This window comes from Phreatobacter aquaticus, from assembly GCF_005160265.1.
Taxonomy (GTDB): domain Bacteria; phylum Pseudomonadota; class Alphaproteobacteria; order Rhizobiales; family Phreatobacteraceae; genus Phreatobacter; species Phreatobacter aquaticus.
The window spans coordinates 3,441,815-3,455,161 of sequence record NZ_CP039865.1; the positions used below are offsets into that span (position 1 = coordinate 3,441,815).

The following is a 13,347-nucleotide window of genomic DNA, read 5'->3' on the forward strand; positions in this document are numbered from 1 at the left end:
TCCGCGCTTCTCCAGCAGCCTGCCAGCGCTCAGAAGCGCGTCGTCATGCGCACCTTGAGAAATCGCAAGGCGCGTTGCGCTTCCGCCAGTTCGATCGCGTCATAGCGATCCGCCAGATCGGCCGGAATGTTCAACGGCTCGCATCGGCGATCGGCCCGCAGGATGAGAACGCCTTCCAGCACGCTGTAGTCCAGTTCAAGCGAGCGCAGCAGCACCATGATGAGATTGATGTCCTTGGACACCAGGGTCTGCAGGACGAAGGCGGCCTGGAAACCGGATGCTTTGCCGATCACCAGCGCGACGTCGAAGATCCGCTTCTGGTCGCAAAGTCGCGCCAATGCATCGCCCAGCGCGATCGTCGCGGTGCCAATCGCCGCAAGGATCTCTTCCGCCTCGAGGTTATCCGCGATGCGCTTGGCGGTCTGGTGCTCGAAGGTGGGCTGCGGGCGTGTGGGCGAGCGGGCCTGGCGGAGCGACAGTTGCAAGGCCAGCGCTTCCGAGACGAGCGGCGCCAGCTTGCGTGCGGCCTCCGGTGACAGGTCTGGCCGATCGACCAGAAGGGCGCCCAGCGTGACGTCGTAACGGGCAAGCCCGATCAAGGTCGACATCGAATCCCGGGAGATCTCGGCGCGCGGGTGACCGGTGACGCCGTGACGGACGATTCGGCTGCCCCGCTGGATCAGGATGTCGGTGAGCGATGCCGGCAGGCTTGCACGGCGGACGATGGCCTGCAGATGATCATCCGAGCCGGTGCTGGCCACTTCCGCGAGCTGGACATGCGGCAGGATCGGCGACTGGCTGAGCACAGGCCCGGCGACAGCGATCTGGGGATCATGGGCGAGCGTGCCGAGCACATTGACCGGCGCGCGGCTGCTGGGGGCGATGCGCTCCGAATAGGACACGCGATGGTCGTCCGGCATGTCGCGAAGCACGCGGGTGACGATCTCGCCGAACAGGTATTCCTCGGAATCGGAGGGCGGCGTCACCTGGTCCAGATAGAGGTCCGTGATGCTGCGCAGCAGTGCCAGCCGCTTGTCCGGCTCCCGTTCGGTTGCAAGGTGCTTCAGATCATCGAGCATAGAAAGGCAGATCCCCGGGGCTAGCCATCAAAATCGGGGCGAAACTGGCCCAGATTTGTTGAAAATTGTCCGGCTTGGCGGTCAGGGCTGCGGTAATGGCCGTTAATCCTGATGGTGGATTGAGCCGATGCACCCTGGCGGGAGAACGGGCATTAATCATGATGGTCTTGGCAATCATGTCGGGCATTCGAGCAATGGACAGGTGAGCGCCGCGCGAGGCGGGCATATTGTCAATCCGTGATGAACGGCAGGAAGCATAAAAAGCGCAAACACAGTCGTTGGTTGCTGTGCTTAATGCATATCAGTATTCTGGAAGATCATAATGCAATCTTTGCATTAACAGGTGGCGCCCGATGATGGCCGATATGCATTAGGTCACCTTGCGTCATATCCGCCGCTGAACGAGGTGGGGATGTGGACGCCGCGGTTTATGCAGGGAATCCCATGGACTTTCGCTGGCTTCACGACTTCCTGGCTCTGGCCGACATTCGCAATTTCCGGTTGGCGGCCGAGCGCCGCAACAGCTCGCAGCCTGCCTTCAGCCGTCGCATCCAATCCCTGGAAGCCTGGCTTGGCACCAGCCTGATCGATCGCTCGGCCCATCCCGTTCGCCTGACCGATGCCGGCGAACGCTTCGTCGATGCAGCCGATGCCATCATCCGCCAGGTGATGGTGGCGCGCGGCGCCCTCAGCGGCACCCCGTCTGATGACGGCCGGGCGATGATCAGCTTCTCGCTGCCCCATTCCCTTGCCTTGGCGCGCTTCCCCCAATGGTGGACGGTGTGGTCGGTCGCCAGCGGCGCGCGGTCATGCCGCGTAGTGTCCGGTTCCATCAACGAGATGCGGGCCCATCACGTGACGCGCCGGTCGGACATTCTCATCTCGTTCGACCATGCCGATCATCCGCTCCATCTCGACCCCGCGCATTATCGTCAGGTGGATCTCGGCCTGGAATGGCTGCGGCCCTATGTCTCGAGCCGGTCGAACGAGCGCCATCTGGTTCTGGCGGGCAAGGCCCGCGGGCCTTCCGCTCTCGTCCGCTACCCGAGCTGCAGTTTTCTCGGGCGTCTGGTCGACGCCATCCTCGCCGCCCGTCAGGCCCGGATGCAGACGATCTGCGAGGCGGATGCCGCCGAGGTCCTGCTCCGCATGGCGGTTGCAGGTCACGGCATCGCCTGGCTGCCGGAATCGACCGCTGCCGACGCTGTCGCAGCCGGGCGTCTGCGTCTCGCCGGTGACGAAACCTGGTCCATGCCCATGCGCATCGTCGCCTACAGCCCGCGCGCCCTGGTATCTCCGGCGGTCACCACCCTGATGGATTTCCTCGCCGACCGCCCGTCCGGCGGCCATGGGCAGGTCGCAGCGCTCGTCTGAGATCGCCGCGTTACGTCAACATTCCGGCTTGGCGCATCATCAGGGAATATTGTCGGTCAATCGGGCAAATGAAGCAGATGACCTTTGTTTTTCCAGTAGGCAGCCTGGTGTCACAGTCTTTGACCTCTGACCGGCGCATCTATTGCTCAACGGATCTCCTCACCAATTCTCAACACTCACGCCTCATGGTGCCTGCAAGGGAGCGCGCCGCGGATGGCGCCGGCCCCCTGATCATGTTGGGGTCAATGCGGGCTTTGAAGACATCCGTCTACAAGGCGGGGCTGGAAACGCTCTGGTTCACGGGGGCGCATCGTGCGCTGCGGCCCGTGTTCGGCGGCGTCGGCGCGATCCTCATGCTGCATCACGTGCGCCCGGCCGAGCCGCGCGAGTTCGCACCGAACCGGCTGCTGGAAGTCACCCCCGATTATCTCGAAAGCGTCATCGAGCGTGTCAGGGCGCAAGGCTTCGAGACCCTGTCGCTCGACCAGGCCTGCGACCGGCTGGCCGGGGGCGGTGACATCCGGCCGTTCGTCTGCTTCACCTTCGACGACGGCTACCGCGACAATGCCGACTATGCCTGGCCGATCCTGAAGCGCCACGGCGTGCCGTTCACGCTCTATCTGCCCACCGCCTTCATCGACCAGGAGGGCGAGCTCTGGTGGCTGGTGCTGGAGGACACGATCCGCACCCAGCGCTCGGTGACGGCGCAGATTGCCGGCCGCACCGTCCATTTCGACTGTTCGACCCCGGCGCTGAAGCGCGAGGCCTGGCGCGAGATCTATTGGTGGCTGCGCTCGCTGCCCGAAACCGAATTGCGCGCCTATGTCCGCGATCTCGCCGCGCGCCACGGGCTCGATTTCCGCGACACCTGCCGCCGGCTGTGCATGACCTGGGACGAGGTGAGGGCGCTAGCCAGCGATCCGCTGGTCACCATAGGCGCCCATACGGTCAACCATTACATGCTGGCGAAATTCGACTGCGACACCGCGCGCGCCGAGATGCTGGGCTCGAAGGATCGGATCACCAGCGAGCTCGGCCGAGAGGTCAGCCATTTCGCCTATCCGGTGGGCGACCCGACCTCGGCCGGCCCGCGCGACTTCCAGATGGCCGCCGAATGCGGCTTCCGCTCGGCCGTCACCACGCGTCCCGGCCTCATCTTCCCCGAGCACCGCGACCATTTGACAGCCCTGCCGCGTGTATCCCTCAACGGCGAATTCCAGTCGCTGCGCTATCTGGACGTGCTGCTTTCCGGCGCGCCCTTCGCCTTTTTCAACCGGTTCCGCCGGGTGAACGCTGCCTGATCGGCGCTTTTCGGGGACAACAGCAAAATCCGCCGCGAGGCCGTCGCGATTGAGCCTGAATCAGATAGTTTGTGGGATGACGGTCCGCGCTCCGCGGCCGCCGAAAGCCCTTTCAGCCTGATGTCTGACCCGACCGGAACCAAACCCTTCTCCGCCTTCGAATGGATGCTGTCGCTGCGCTATCTGCGCGCGCGGCGGAAGGAGGGATTCATCTCGGTGATTGCCGGCTTCTCCTTCATCGGCATCATGCTGGGGGTGGCCACCCTCATCATCGTGATGGCGGTGATGAATGGCTTCCGCAAGGAACTGCTCGGCAAGATCCTGGGTGTCCAGGGGCATATGGTGCTGCAGCCGATCGATACCCCGCTCACCGATTTCTCCGATGTTGCCGCCCGGCTGATGCGCGTGCCGGGCATCCGGCTGGCAGCCCCGGTGGTCGAGGGCCAGGCGCTGGCCTCATCGCCGTTCAATGCGGGCGGCGCCATCGTGCGCGGCATGCGCGCCGAGGACATTCGCCGCCTGCCGCTGATCGCCGGCAATATCAAGCAGGGCGGCATCGACGATTTCGACACGATCGAGGGCGTCATGGTGGGACAGCGGCTGGCGGCGCAATTGTCGCTCCGGCTCGGCGACTCGCTGACGCTCGTCTCACCGCGCGGCACGCCGACACCGATGGGCATGACGCCGCGCATCAAGGCCTATCCGATCGTGGCGATCTTCGAGGTCGGCATGACGGAATATGACTCCGCCTTCGTGTTCATGCCGTTCACCGAGGCGCAGGCCTATTTCAATCGCGAGGGCGATGCCTCCTCCATCGAGGTCTATACCGACAATCCGGACCGCATCGATCAGTACCGGCGCCTGGTCTCCGAGAAGGTCGAGCGGCCCGTGTTCATCGTCGACTGGCGCCAGCGCAATGCCTCGTTCTTCTCCGCCCTCCAGGTGGAGCGCAATGTCATGTTCATGATCCTGACGCTGATCGTGCTGGTGGCGACGCTGAACATCATTTCGGGTCTGATCATGCTGGTGAAGGACAAGGGCCGCGACATCGCCATCCTGCGCACCATGGGGGCGACGCGCGGCGCGATCATGCGGATCTTCCTGATCACCGGCGCGTCCATCGGCGTGGTCGGCACGCTCGCCGGCTTCGCCCTCGGCGTGCTGGTCTGCCTCAATATCGAGAAGATCCAGGAATTCGTCTCCTGGGTCACCGGCACCACGCTGTGGGACCCCACCGTGCGCTTCCTCACCCAGATCCCCGCCGATATGTCGACCGGCGAGACGCTCACCGTGCTGTTCATGGCGCTCACCCTGTCGCTGCTCGCAACGCTCTATCCCTCCTGGCGCGCCGCGCGCCTCGATCCGGTGGAGGCCCTGCGCTATGAGTGAAGCCGCAATCGAAAAGCCGGCCGGAACGGGCGAGCGCGAAGCGCCGGTGCTCTGGCTCCATGCCGTCGAGCGCCGCTATTCGGAAGCCGGCGCGCCGCTGGAAATCCTGAAAGGGGCCGAGCTCGCGGTCTGGCCCGGCGAAAGCGTCGCGCTCATCGCGCCCTCTGGCACAGGCAAGTCGACCCTGCTGCATCTCGCCGGCCTGCTCGAAGCCCCGGATGGCGGCGAGGTCTATATTGGCGGGCGCGCCACGTCCAAACTGTCGGATTCCGAGCGCACCCGCATCCGCCGCATCGATATCGGCTTCGTCTATCAGTTCCATCACCTGCTGCCGGAATTCTCCGCGCTGGAGAATGTCGTCCTCCCGCAGATGATCCGCGGCCTGTCGAAAAAGGTCGCCCGCAACAATGCCAGCGAGCTCCTCGGCTATCTCGGACTTGGCGAGCGCCTGTCGCACCGGCCCTCGGAACTGTCGGGCGGCGAGCAGCAGCGGGTCGCCATCGCGCGTGCCGTCGCCAACGCTCCGCGCATCCTGATGGCGGACGAGCCCACCGGCAATCTCGACCCCAAGACCGCCGACCACGTGTTCTCCGCGCTCGGCCAGTTGGTCCGGGCGTCCAGGCTCGCGGCGGTCATCGCCACCCACAACATGGAACTCGCCGGCCGGATGGATCGGCGCGTGACCATCCGCGACGGGCTGGTGGTGGAGCTTTAGGGGGGCGTTCAGCCGCGAGCTTTTGGATCTCTCTGGGATAGCGCTTCCTCTCCACCCTCATCCTGAGGTGCTCGCCGGAGGCGAGTCTCGAAGGACCTCTTGGCCTCGTGGCCTATCCTTCGAGGCCCGGACTATCGCCCTCGCGCCCGAGGCATGAGGGTGTGCGTGTGGCAAGCGTCCCGGGGGCATCCCGCAAGGCAACCACGTCATGCCCGCCCTTGTGGCGGGCATCCACGTCTACCTTCTGCTCTTGGGATGCCAAAGTCGTGGATGCCCGGGACAGGCCCGGGCATGACGACAGAGAGTGTTGGTCTCCAGACGAAGGCCGGTTGCCGCGCTTGTCGTCGGACGGGGCCTCACAACTGGCGCCATTGCGCCATTTTCCGCTGTGTTCAGCTTTTGTTGACTCTCTCTGTTGCTCGTTTGTTCTCATTGCTTGTCATGAGAACAAAACCGGTACATGCTCCCTGGGTCAACGCAGTCACGTCACAACAGGACGAGGGAGAGACCCATGATCCGCACGATGATCGAAGACGCAGCAGCTCTGGTGGCACTCGGGCTTTTCACCGGCATGGTGGCCGTATGGGCGCAGGCCTTTCAGGGGCTCTGAGGCTTGGGATAGGGCGGGCCGGGCAGGGGACCCGGTCCAACGGGCTCTGCCGATACGACCTCGATGCTCATGCAACGAAGCCGCGCGCTGAGGCCGAAGCCGCGATCAAAGGTCACGACGCGGTGTGGCGGCAGCGGTTCGCCCGAAGTGAAGGTGCCGCGTTCCTCGGTGGTGATCGTCAGCGAGACGATCATGTTGTCGTGGTTGAAGTCGTCGAGATGGATGGCATCCACGTCATGGAAGCGGAGCACCGCCAGCACGTCCGGCCCTTGCCAGACCTCCTGGGTCGCGCGCAGCACGCGGATCGTGACGGTCGCGACAGGCATGATGTTGGAATCGTCCCAGTCGCCAGGCGCGATCTGCCCGCGCCACAGATGGATATCGATCACTTCGGCGTCGTGGAACGATGGCCAGCCGCTGAAGTGCCGGGTCAGCCGATCATGATGAAGGATGATGGCGGGATCGAAGGACATCGGAACTGGTTCCGGCAAGACCGAGAAGCGCGCTGTCGAAGACCCGCCCGCTGGCCTGGCATGAGCCTGTGGCAGCAAGCGCGAGACTGGATTGTGTATCGCGCATGGCCAGCGCGCAATCCGCATTGCCCGCCGCTCCGGTAGCGGGCAAGAGTGAAGCGAGAGGCAGACTCACACCACAGTACAGCGAGACCCAAGGCCTTGGCCGAGCAGAATTTCGTCCACTTGCGTGTCCATTCGTCGTTCTCGCTGCTCGAGGGCGCGCTGTCGATTGCCAAGCTGACCAAGCTCGCCTCCCACGACCGGATGCCGGCGCTGGCCGTCACCGACACCAACAATCTGTTCGCGGCCCTCGAATTCTCCGACAAGGTCGCCGGCTACGGCATCCAGCCGCTGGTCGGCCTGACCCTTGGCGTCGACTTCGCCGACCGCGAGGTCGATCCGCGCCGGCCGAACCTTGCCGGTATCAAGCCGCGCATCGCTGTCATCGCCGCGACGGAGGCCGGCTACCGCAATCTCATGGCGCTGTCGTCCAGTGCCTTCATGACCTCCAGCGATGTCGGCGACGCCAGCGTCACCGTCCAAATTCTGGAGGCCCATGCGGAGGGCCTGATCGCGTTGACCGGCGGCCCCGGCGGGCCGATCGACCGGGCCTTTCACGACAACCAGACCGATCTCGCCAAGGGGCGGCTCGACCGTCTGACCGCGATCTTCAGCGATCGGCTCTATGTCGAGCTGCAGCGCCACGGCCTGGAGAGCGAACGCCAGGTGGAACCGGCGCTGATCGAGGAGGCCTATTCACGCGGCCTGCCGCTGGTGGCCACCAACCAGTGCTTCTTCGGATCGATCTCGGACTACGAGAGCCACGACGCCCTGCTCGCCATCGCGGCGGGGCGCCTCCTGTCCGACACCGAGCGGCGCCAGCTGACGCCCGAACACCGGTTCAAGACTCAGGCCGAGATGATCCAGCTGTTTACCGATCTGCCCGAGGCGATTGCCTCGACGGTCGAGATCGCCAGGCGCTGCCATTATCGGCCGCGCACCCGCAAGCCCATCCTGCCGCGCTTCACCAGGGTCGGCGGCGATCCCGTCGACGAGGGCGCCGAGCTTGCCCGCCAGGCGCGCGAGGGCCTCGATGCCAGGCTCGCCGCCCATGGTCCGGCCGAGGGCCTGACCGAGCAGACCTATCGCGACCGGCTCGAATTCGAGCTCGGCGTCATCGAGAAGATGAAGTTCCCCGGCTACTTCCTCATCGTGTCGGACTTCATCAAATGGGCCAAGGCCCAGAGCATTCCGGTTGGCCCCGGCCGCGGCTCGGGCGCGGGCTCGCTGGTTGCCTATGCGCTGACCGTCACCGATCTGGACCCGCTCCGGTTCAACCTGCTGTTCGAGCGCTTCCTCAATCCGGAACGCGTCTCGATGCCGGATTTCGACATCGACTTCTGCCAGGACCGGCGCGACGAGGTGATCCGCTACGTCCAGGAGCGCTATGGCCGCAGCCAGGTGGCCCAGATCATCACCTTCGGTACCCTGCAGGCGAGGGGCGTGCTACGCGACGTCGGCCGCGTGCTCGAACTGCCGTATGGCCAGGTCGACAAGCTCTGCAAGCTGGTGCCGCAGAACCCGGCGGCCCCGATCACGCTCGACAAGGCGATCGAGGGCGAGCCGAAGCTGCAGGCCGCCCGCGAGGAGGAGCCGGTGGTTGGCCGGCTGTTCGATATTGCGGTGAAGCTTGAGGGCCTGAACCGCCACGCCTCCACCCATGCCGCAGGTCTCGTCATCGGCGACCGGCCGCTGGTCGAGCTGGTGCCACTCTACCGAGACCCCAAGACCGACATGCCGGTCACCCAGTACAATATGAAATGGGTGGAACAGGCCGGCCTGGTGAAGTTCGACTTTCTGGGTCTGAAGACCCTGACCGTGATGCAGAAGGCGATCGACCTCCTGAAGCAGCGCCACGTCGACGTGGAACTGGCCAGCATCCCGCTCGATGACGCCAAGAGCTACGACATGATGGCGCGCGGCGAGACGGTCGGCGTGTTCCAGGTGGAAAGCGTCGGCATGCGCAAGGCGCTTGTCGAGATGAAGGCGAGCCGCTTCGAGGACATCATCGCGCTGGTGGCGCTCTACCGGCCGGGCCCGATGGCCAACATTCCGGTCTATTGCGCTCGCAAGCTGGGGCTGGAAAAGGCCGAATATCCCCATCCGCTGCTGGAGCAGGTGCTGTCCGAGACCCACGGCATCATCGTCTACCAGGAACAGGTCATGCAGGCCGCCCAGATCCTGTCGGGCTATTCGCTGGGCGAAGCCGACCTTCTGCGCCGCGCCATGGGCAAGAAGATCAAGGCGGAGATGGACCAGCAGCGCGAGCGTTTCGTCTCGGGCGCCGTGACCAATGGCATCACCAAATCCAAAGCCGACGAAATTTTTGATTTGCTGGCTAAGTTTGCCGATTACGGCTTCAACAAGAGCCATGCAGCCGCCTATGCGCTGGTTTCCTACCACACGGCATGGTTGAAGGCGAACCATCCGGTTGAGTTCATCGCGGCGTCGATGACGCTCGACATGTCGAACACCGACAAGCTGTCGGAATTCCGCCGGGAGGCCGTTCGCCTGAAGATCGCGGTGGAGCCGCCCTGCGTCAACCGCTCGGGCGTCGAGTTCAACGTCGCCGACGGCAAGATCCTCTATGCGCTGGCGGCGGTGAAGGGTGTGGGTACCCAGGCGGTCGAGGCGATCGTGGCGGCGCGCGGTGACCGGCCTTTCGCCGATCTCGCCGATTTCGCGAACCGCATCAATCCGCGCAGCCTCAATCGCAAGACGCTGGAAAATCTCGCTTGTGCCGGTGCCTTCGACGCGCTGGAGCCGAACCGCGCGCGCGCGCTCGCCGCGGTCGACCAGGTTCTGGCCGAGGCCCAGCGCCGGGCCGAGGGCAGGGCGCTTGGCCAGGACGAATTGTTCGGCGGCTCGGGCCCGGCCCCTCTGCGCCTGCCCGAGGTCGAGGCCTGGCTGCCAGGGCGCCTGCTCGACGAGGAGTACAAGGCGATCGGCTTCTTCCTCTCGGGCCACCCGCTCGACGATTATCAGCAGGCGCTGCGCCGCATGCGCATTGAGCCCTTCGCCGAATTTGCCCGCTCGGTGCGCCAGGGCGCCAGCGCCGGCAGGCTCGCCGGCGTGGTCACCTCGCGCCAGGAGCGCCGCACCAAGACCGGCAACAAGATGGGCATCGTCACCCTGTCGGACCCGTCCGGCCATTACGAGGCCGTGCTGTTCTCGGAAGGCCTCGCCCTTTATCGCGATCTCCTCGAACCCGGCCAGGCTGTGCTCATGTCGGTCGGCGCGGAGCTGCAGGGCGAAGAGGTCCGCGTGCGGCTCTTGACGGTTGAGCCGCTGGAGGCCGCCGCCATCAAGGTGCAGAAGGGCTTCCGCGTCTTTGTCGATGGGCCGGCGCCGGTCGAGAGCGTCGCCAAGCGGCTGATGACCAAGGGCGACGGCGAGGTCTCGATCGTGCTGGTCCTCCCCGATGCGCTGAGCGAGGTGGAGGTGAAGCTTCCCGGCCGCTACGCGGTGTCGCCGCAGATCGCCGGCGCGCTGAAGGCGGTGCCCGGCGTCATGACCGTGATGGAGCTCTAGAGCCGGACGGAGGCCTCTCTCCTGTTCCAGGATGGCTCCGCCTGATCAGGGCTAAACCCTTGATATCCCGTGGGCCTGCCGGAGCGCCATTTCGCGTGGCCTCCGGCATGGTCCGCTCGCCGCCCGGATCAGACAGAGAGGCCGGAGAGGCGTGCCGGCAGGCCGGAAATGGCGGCGACATCGGCATTGGCGAAGGCAAAGCGCAGGTGGCGCTCCTGGCCCGGCCCGAAATACGAACCGGGCAGGCCGAGCACACCGCGTTCCGCCGCCAGCGCCTCGGCCACCCGCTCGGCCGGTACGCCGTCGAAGGGATGGCGGACATAGGCGAAATAGGCGCCGATCGAGGATATCTCCCAGCCCGGACAGCTGGAAACCACGCCTTCGAAGGCAGAGATGCGCCCGTTGATCGCGGCTCGCACCTCAGCCCGCCAGGGCTGCATCGCACCGATCGCCCAGGCGAGCACGCCTTGGGCGGGTCTCGCCGCGCAGATCTGGAAGCTATCGAGCACCTTCAGGACCTGCGCCATGGGCGCGGGACCTGCCGTGATGGCACCGACCCGGTGACCAGGCACGGCATAGGCCTTGGAGAACGAGTAGAGCTGGATCACATGGTCGCGCCAGCCGGCCTCGGTGAACAGGCCATGGGCGCGGTTGGCACCGGGTGCGAGGAAGTCGCGATAGGTCTCGTCGATGATCAGCGCGACGCCTCGGGCACGCGCAAGCCCGGCAAAGGCCGCGATCAGCCCGTCGGGATAGATCGCCCCAGTCGGATTGTTGGGCGTCACCAGCACGAGGGCGCGGGTTCGCCCGTCGATCAGCGCCTCGGCCGCGGCGACGGCCGGCACGAAACGGTCCTCCGGCCGGCAGATCAGCGGCCGTGCCTCGATTCCCAGCATCTGCAGGGTCATCTGGTGGTTGAAGTACCAGGGGGCCGGCAGGATGACATTGTCGCCGGCCTTAGCCACGGCGAGGATCGCCGCCACGAAGGCGAGGTTGCAGCCCGCCGTGATGGCGACATCGGCGGACGCGATCTCTCCACCGTAAAGATGAGAGAGTTCAGCGGCATAGCTCTCGCGAAGGTCGGCATCACCGAGGATCGCGCCATAGCGGGCGATGTCGGGACGGGCGGCGGCCTCGCCGAGGCGCTTGAGCAGTTCGGCCGGCGGCGCGGAGCCGGGCGCCGCCTGCGACAAGTCGATCGGCGGTCCGAAGCCACCGTCGTAGCGGGTCATCCAGGCGCGCGCCGCCGGGATCGGGGGCGTGCCGGTGTCGATCAGATCGGGATTGAGCTGGAGCAAGCGATCACCAGACCCCGGTATTGGGCATCGAGGCCCAGGGCTCGGCGGCAGCCTTGGCATCGCCCTTCTGCAACAGCTCGATCGAGACATTGTCCGGGGAACGGACGAAGGCCATGCGGCCGTCGCGCGGCGGGCGGTTGATGGTGACGCCCGAGCGCATCAGCTTCTCGCATGTCGCGTAGATGTCGTCGACCTCATAGGCGAGATGGCCGAAATTGCGGCCGCCCGTATAGGTTTCCGGGTCCCAGTTGTAGGTCAATTCGAGCATCGGCGCGTCACGGCGGCCGGCGGCGATGTCGGCTGCCGCGCGCTCCTTGTCCTCGGGCGCGCACAGGAACACCAGCGAGAACCGGCCCTGCTCGAAATCGTTCTTGCGCACCTGAACCAGCCCGAGCTTGTTACAGTAGAAGTCCATGGACTGGTCGAGATCGGTCACCCGGACCATGGTGTGAAGGTAGCGCATCTTTGGCTCCGCTCAAGGCTGAGGGCATGGAATGGACGGCGAATGGACACCAGCAATAGCTGATCTGGCAAGCCTTGTCCGGCAATCCAGCTGCGCTGTGGCATTCACCGGGGCGGGTCTGTCGACCGAGAGCGGCATTCCGGATTTCCGCTCGCCCAGCGGCCTGTGGACCAAGAACAAGCCGATCCCGTTCGATGCTTTCGTGGCCGATCGCGCCGTGCGCAACGAGGCCTGGCGGCGCAAGTTCGTCATGGACGAGAGTTTCCGCAACGCCTTGCCGGGCAGGGGCCACAGAGTGCTCGCAGCGATGGCGGCGGCTGGCCACCTCACGGGCATCATCACCCAGAACATCGACAACCTGCACCAGGATTCCGGTGTCGGCGACCAGCATCTGGTCGAATTGCACGGCAATGGCAGCTACGCGACCTGCCTCGAATGCCGCCACCGCTACGAACTGGATTGGGTGCGGGCCCGTTATGAGGCCGCGGGCAACGTGGCGCCGGATTGTTCGGCCTGCGGCGGCCCGGTGAAGTCGGCGACCATCTCGTTCGGCCAGGCCATGCCGGAGGCGGAGATGCGCCGCGCGCTCGACTGGTCGCTGACGTCCGACCTGTTCCTGGCGATTGGCTCGTCGCTGGTGGTCCACCCGGCGGCCGGCCTGCCGGTTGCGGCCAGGCGCAACGGTGCGAAGCTTGTCATCATCAACCGGGAACCGACGCCGCTCGATGAGATCGCCGACCTCGTCATCTCCGCCGATATCGGCGATGTCCTGTCGCGCCTCGCCGACAGCCTTGACCTTCCGTTACGTCACTGATGTTGCGTCAAGAACCGATCCACCAAAAGCCACGAAAGCCGTGGGAGCGCTGGAATTTCGGGCTTTGCCACACACGGAGCGGTGTTATCCTCTGCAGTGAGAATCAGGCGGGGTGGGACTGAGGCCAACGGTCCCGATTGAGCGGCGGTGAGAGTTATGGCGGCGGACGGCTCTGATCCGGACGGCTTCGGCACGAAG

General features: G+C 65.4%; 11 protein-coding genes. 6 read left to right on the forward strand and 5 right to left on the reverse strand.

Annotated elements, in window-relative coordinates:
* Positions 1 to 29: 29 nt before the first annotated feature.
* Both E8L99_RS16245 and E8L99_RS16250 read right to left on the reverse strand, forming a co-directional pair.
* On the reverse strand, positions 30 to 1,079 hold the full coding sequence (locus tag E8L99_RS16245) for a DUF2336 domain-containing protein (RefSeq protein ID WP_137100526.1): 1,050 nt from the start codon (positions 1,077 to 1,079) through the stop codon (positions 30 to 32).
* Positions 1,069 to 1,305, reverse strand: a complete 237-nt coding sequence (locus E8L99_RS16250; RefSeq protein WP_137100527.1) for a hypothetical protein — start codon at positions 1,303 to 1,305, stop codon at positions 1,069 to 1,071. Before E8L99_RS16250 ends, E8L99_RS16245 begins: the two co-directional genes overlap by 11 nt.
* Before the next feature lie 218 nt (positions 1,306 to 1,523).
* Between E8L99_RS16250 and E8L99_RS16255 the strand changes: the two genes are divergently transcribed.
* From E8L99_RS16255 to E8L99_RS16270, 4 genes are all read left to right on the forward strand, one after another.
* Positions 1,524 to 2,453, forward strand: coding sequence for a LysR family transcriptional regulator (locus E8L99_RS16255; RefSeq protein ID WP_137100528.1), 930 nt, complete (start codon positions 1,524 to 1,526; stop codon positions 2,451 to 2,453).
* A gap of 245 nt (positions 2,454 to 2,698) precedes the next feature.
* Entirely contained in the window at positions 2,699 to 3,754 is a 1,056-nt protein-coding gene (locus tag E8L99_RS16260; RefSeq protein WP_137100529.1) for a polysaccharide deacetylase family protein, read from the forward strand.
* Between the two features lie 120 nt (positions 3,755 to 3,874).
* Positions 3,875 to 5,143 carry a lipoprotein-releasing ABC transporter permease subunit gene (locus tag E8L99_RS16265; RefSeq protein WP_137100530.1) on the forward strand — a complete coding sequence of 423 codons (1,269 nt, stop codon included), beginning with the start codon at positions 3,875 to 3,877 and terminating at the stop codon, positions 5,141 to 5,143.
* Complete coding sequence (locus E8L99_RS16270) at positions 5,136 to 5,858, forward strand: ABC transporter ATP-binding protein (protein WP_137100531.1); 723 nt, start codon at positions 5,136 to 5,138, stop codon at positions 5,856 to 5,858. Before E8L99_RS16265 ends, E8L99_RS16270 begins: the two co-directional genes overlap by 8 nt.
* Before the next feature lie 597 nt (positions 5,859 to 6,455).
* Here the strand turns inward: E8L99_RS16270 and E8L99_RS16275 are convergent.
* Positions 6,456 to 6,941, reverse strand: coding sequence for an Imm50 family immunity protein (locus tag E8L99_RS16275; RefSeq protein WP_168201699.1), 486 nt, complete (start codon positions 6,939 to 6,941; stop codon positions 6,456 to 6,458).
* A 201-nt stretch (positions 6,942 to 7,142) separates the two neighbouring features.
* Here E8L99_RS16275 and dnaE point away from each other — a divergent pair, with 201 nt between their 5' ends.
* Positions 7,143 to 10,574, forward strand: coding sequence for a DNA polymerase III subunit alpha (dnaE, locus tag E8L99_RS16280; protein WP_137100533.1), 3,432 nt, complete (start codon positions 7,143 to 7,145; stop codon positions 10,572 to 10,574).
* A 128-nt stretch (positions 10,575 to 10,702) separates the two neighbouring features.
* Here the strand turns inward: dnaE and E8L99_RS16285 are convergent, their stop codons facing one another.
* Together E8L99_RS16285 and gloA are read right to left on the reverse strand one after the other, a co-directional pair.
* Entirely contained in the window at positions 10,703 to 11,872 is a 1,170-nt protein-coding gene (locus E8L99_RS16285) for an aminotransferase (protein WP_252511134.1), read from the reverse strand.
* A gap of 4 nt (positions 11,873 to 11,876) precedes the next feature.
* Positions 11,877 to 12,335 (reverse strand): lactoylglutathione lyase, encoded by a 459-nt coding sequence (gloA, locus tag E8L99_RS16290; RefSeq protein WP_137100535.1) that lies wholly within the window; start codon positions 12,333 to 12,335, stop codon positions 11,877 to 11,879.
* Positions 12,336 to 12,366: 31 nt separating this feature from the next.
* Between gloA and E8L99_RS16295 the strand changes: the two genes are divergently transcribed.
* On the forward strand, positions 12,367 to 13,149 hold the full coding sequence (locus E8L99_RS16295; protein ID WP_137100536.1) for an SIR2 family NAD-dependent protein deacylase: 783 nt from the start codon (positions 12,367 to 12,369) through the stop codon (positions 13,147 to 13,149).
* Positions 13,150 to 13,347: the final 198 nt, after the last annotated feature.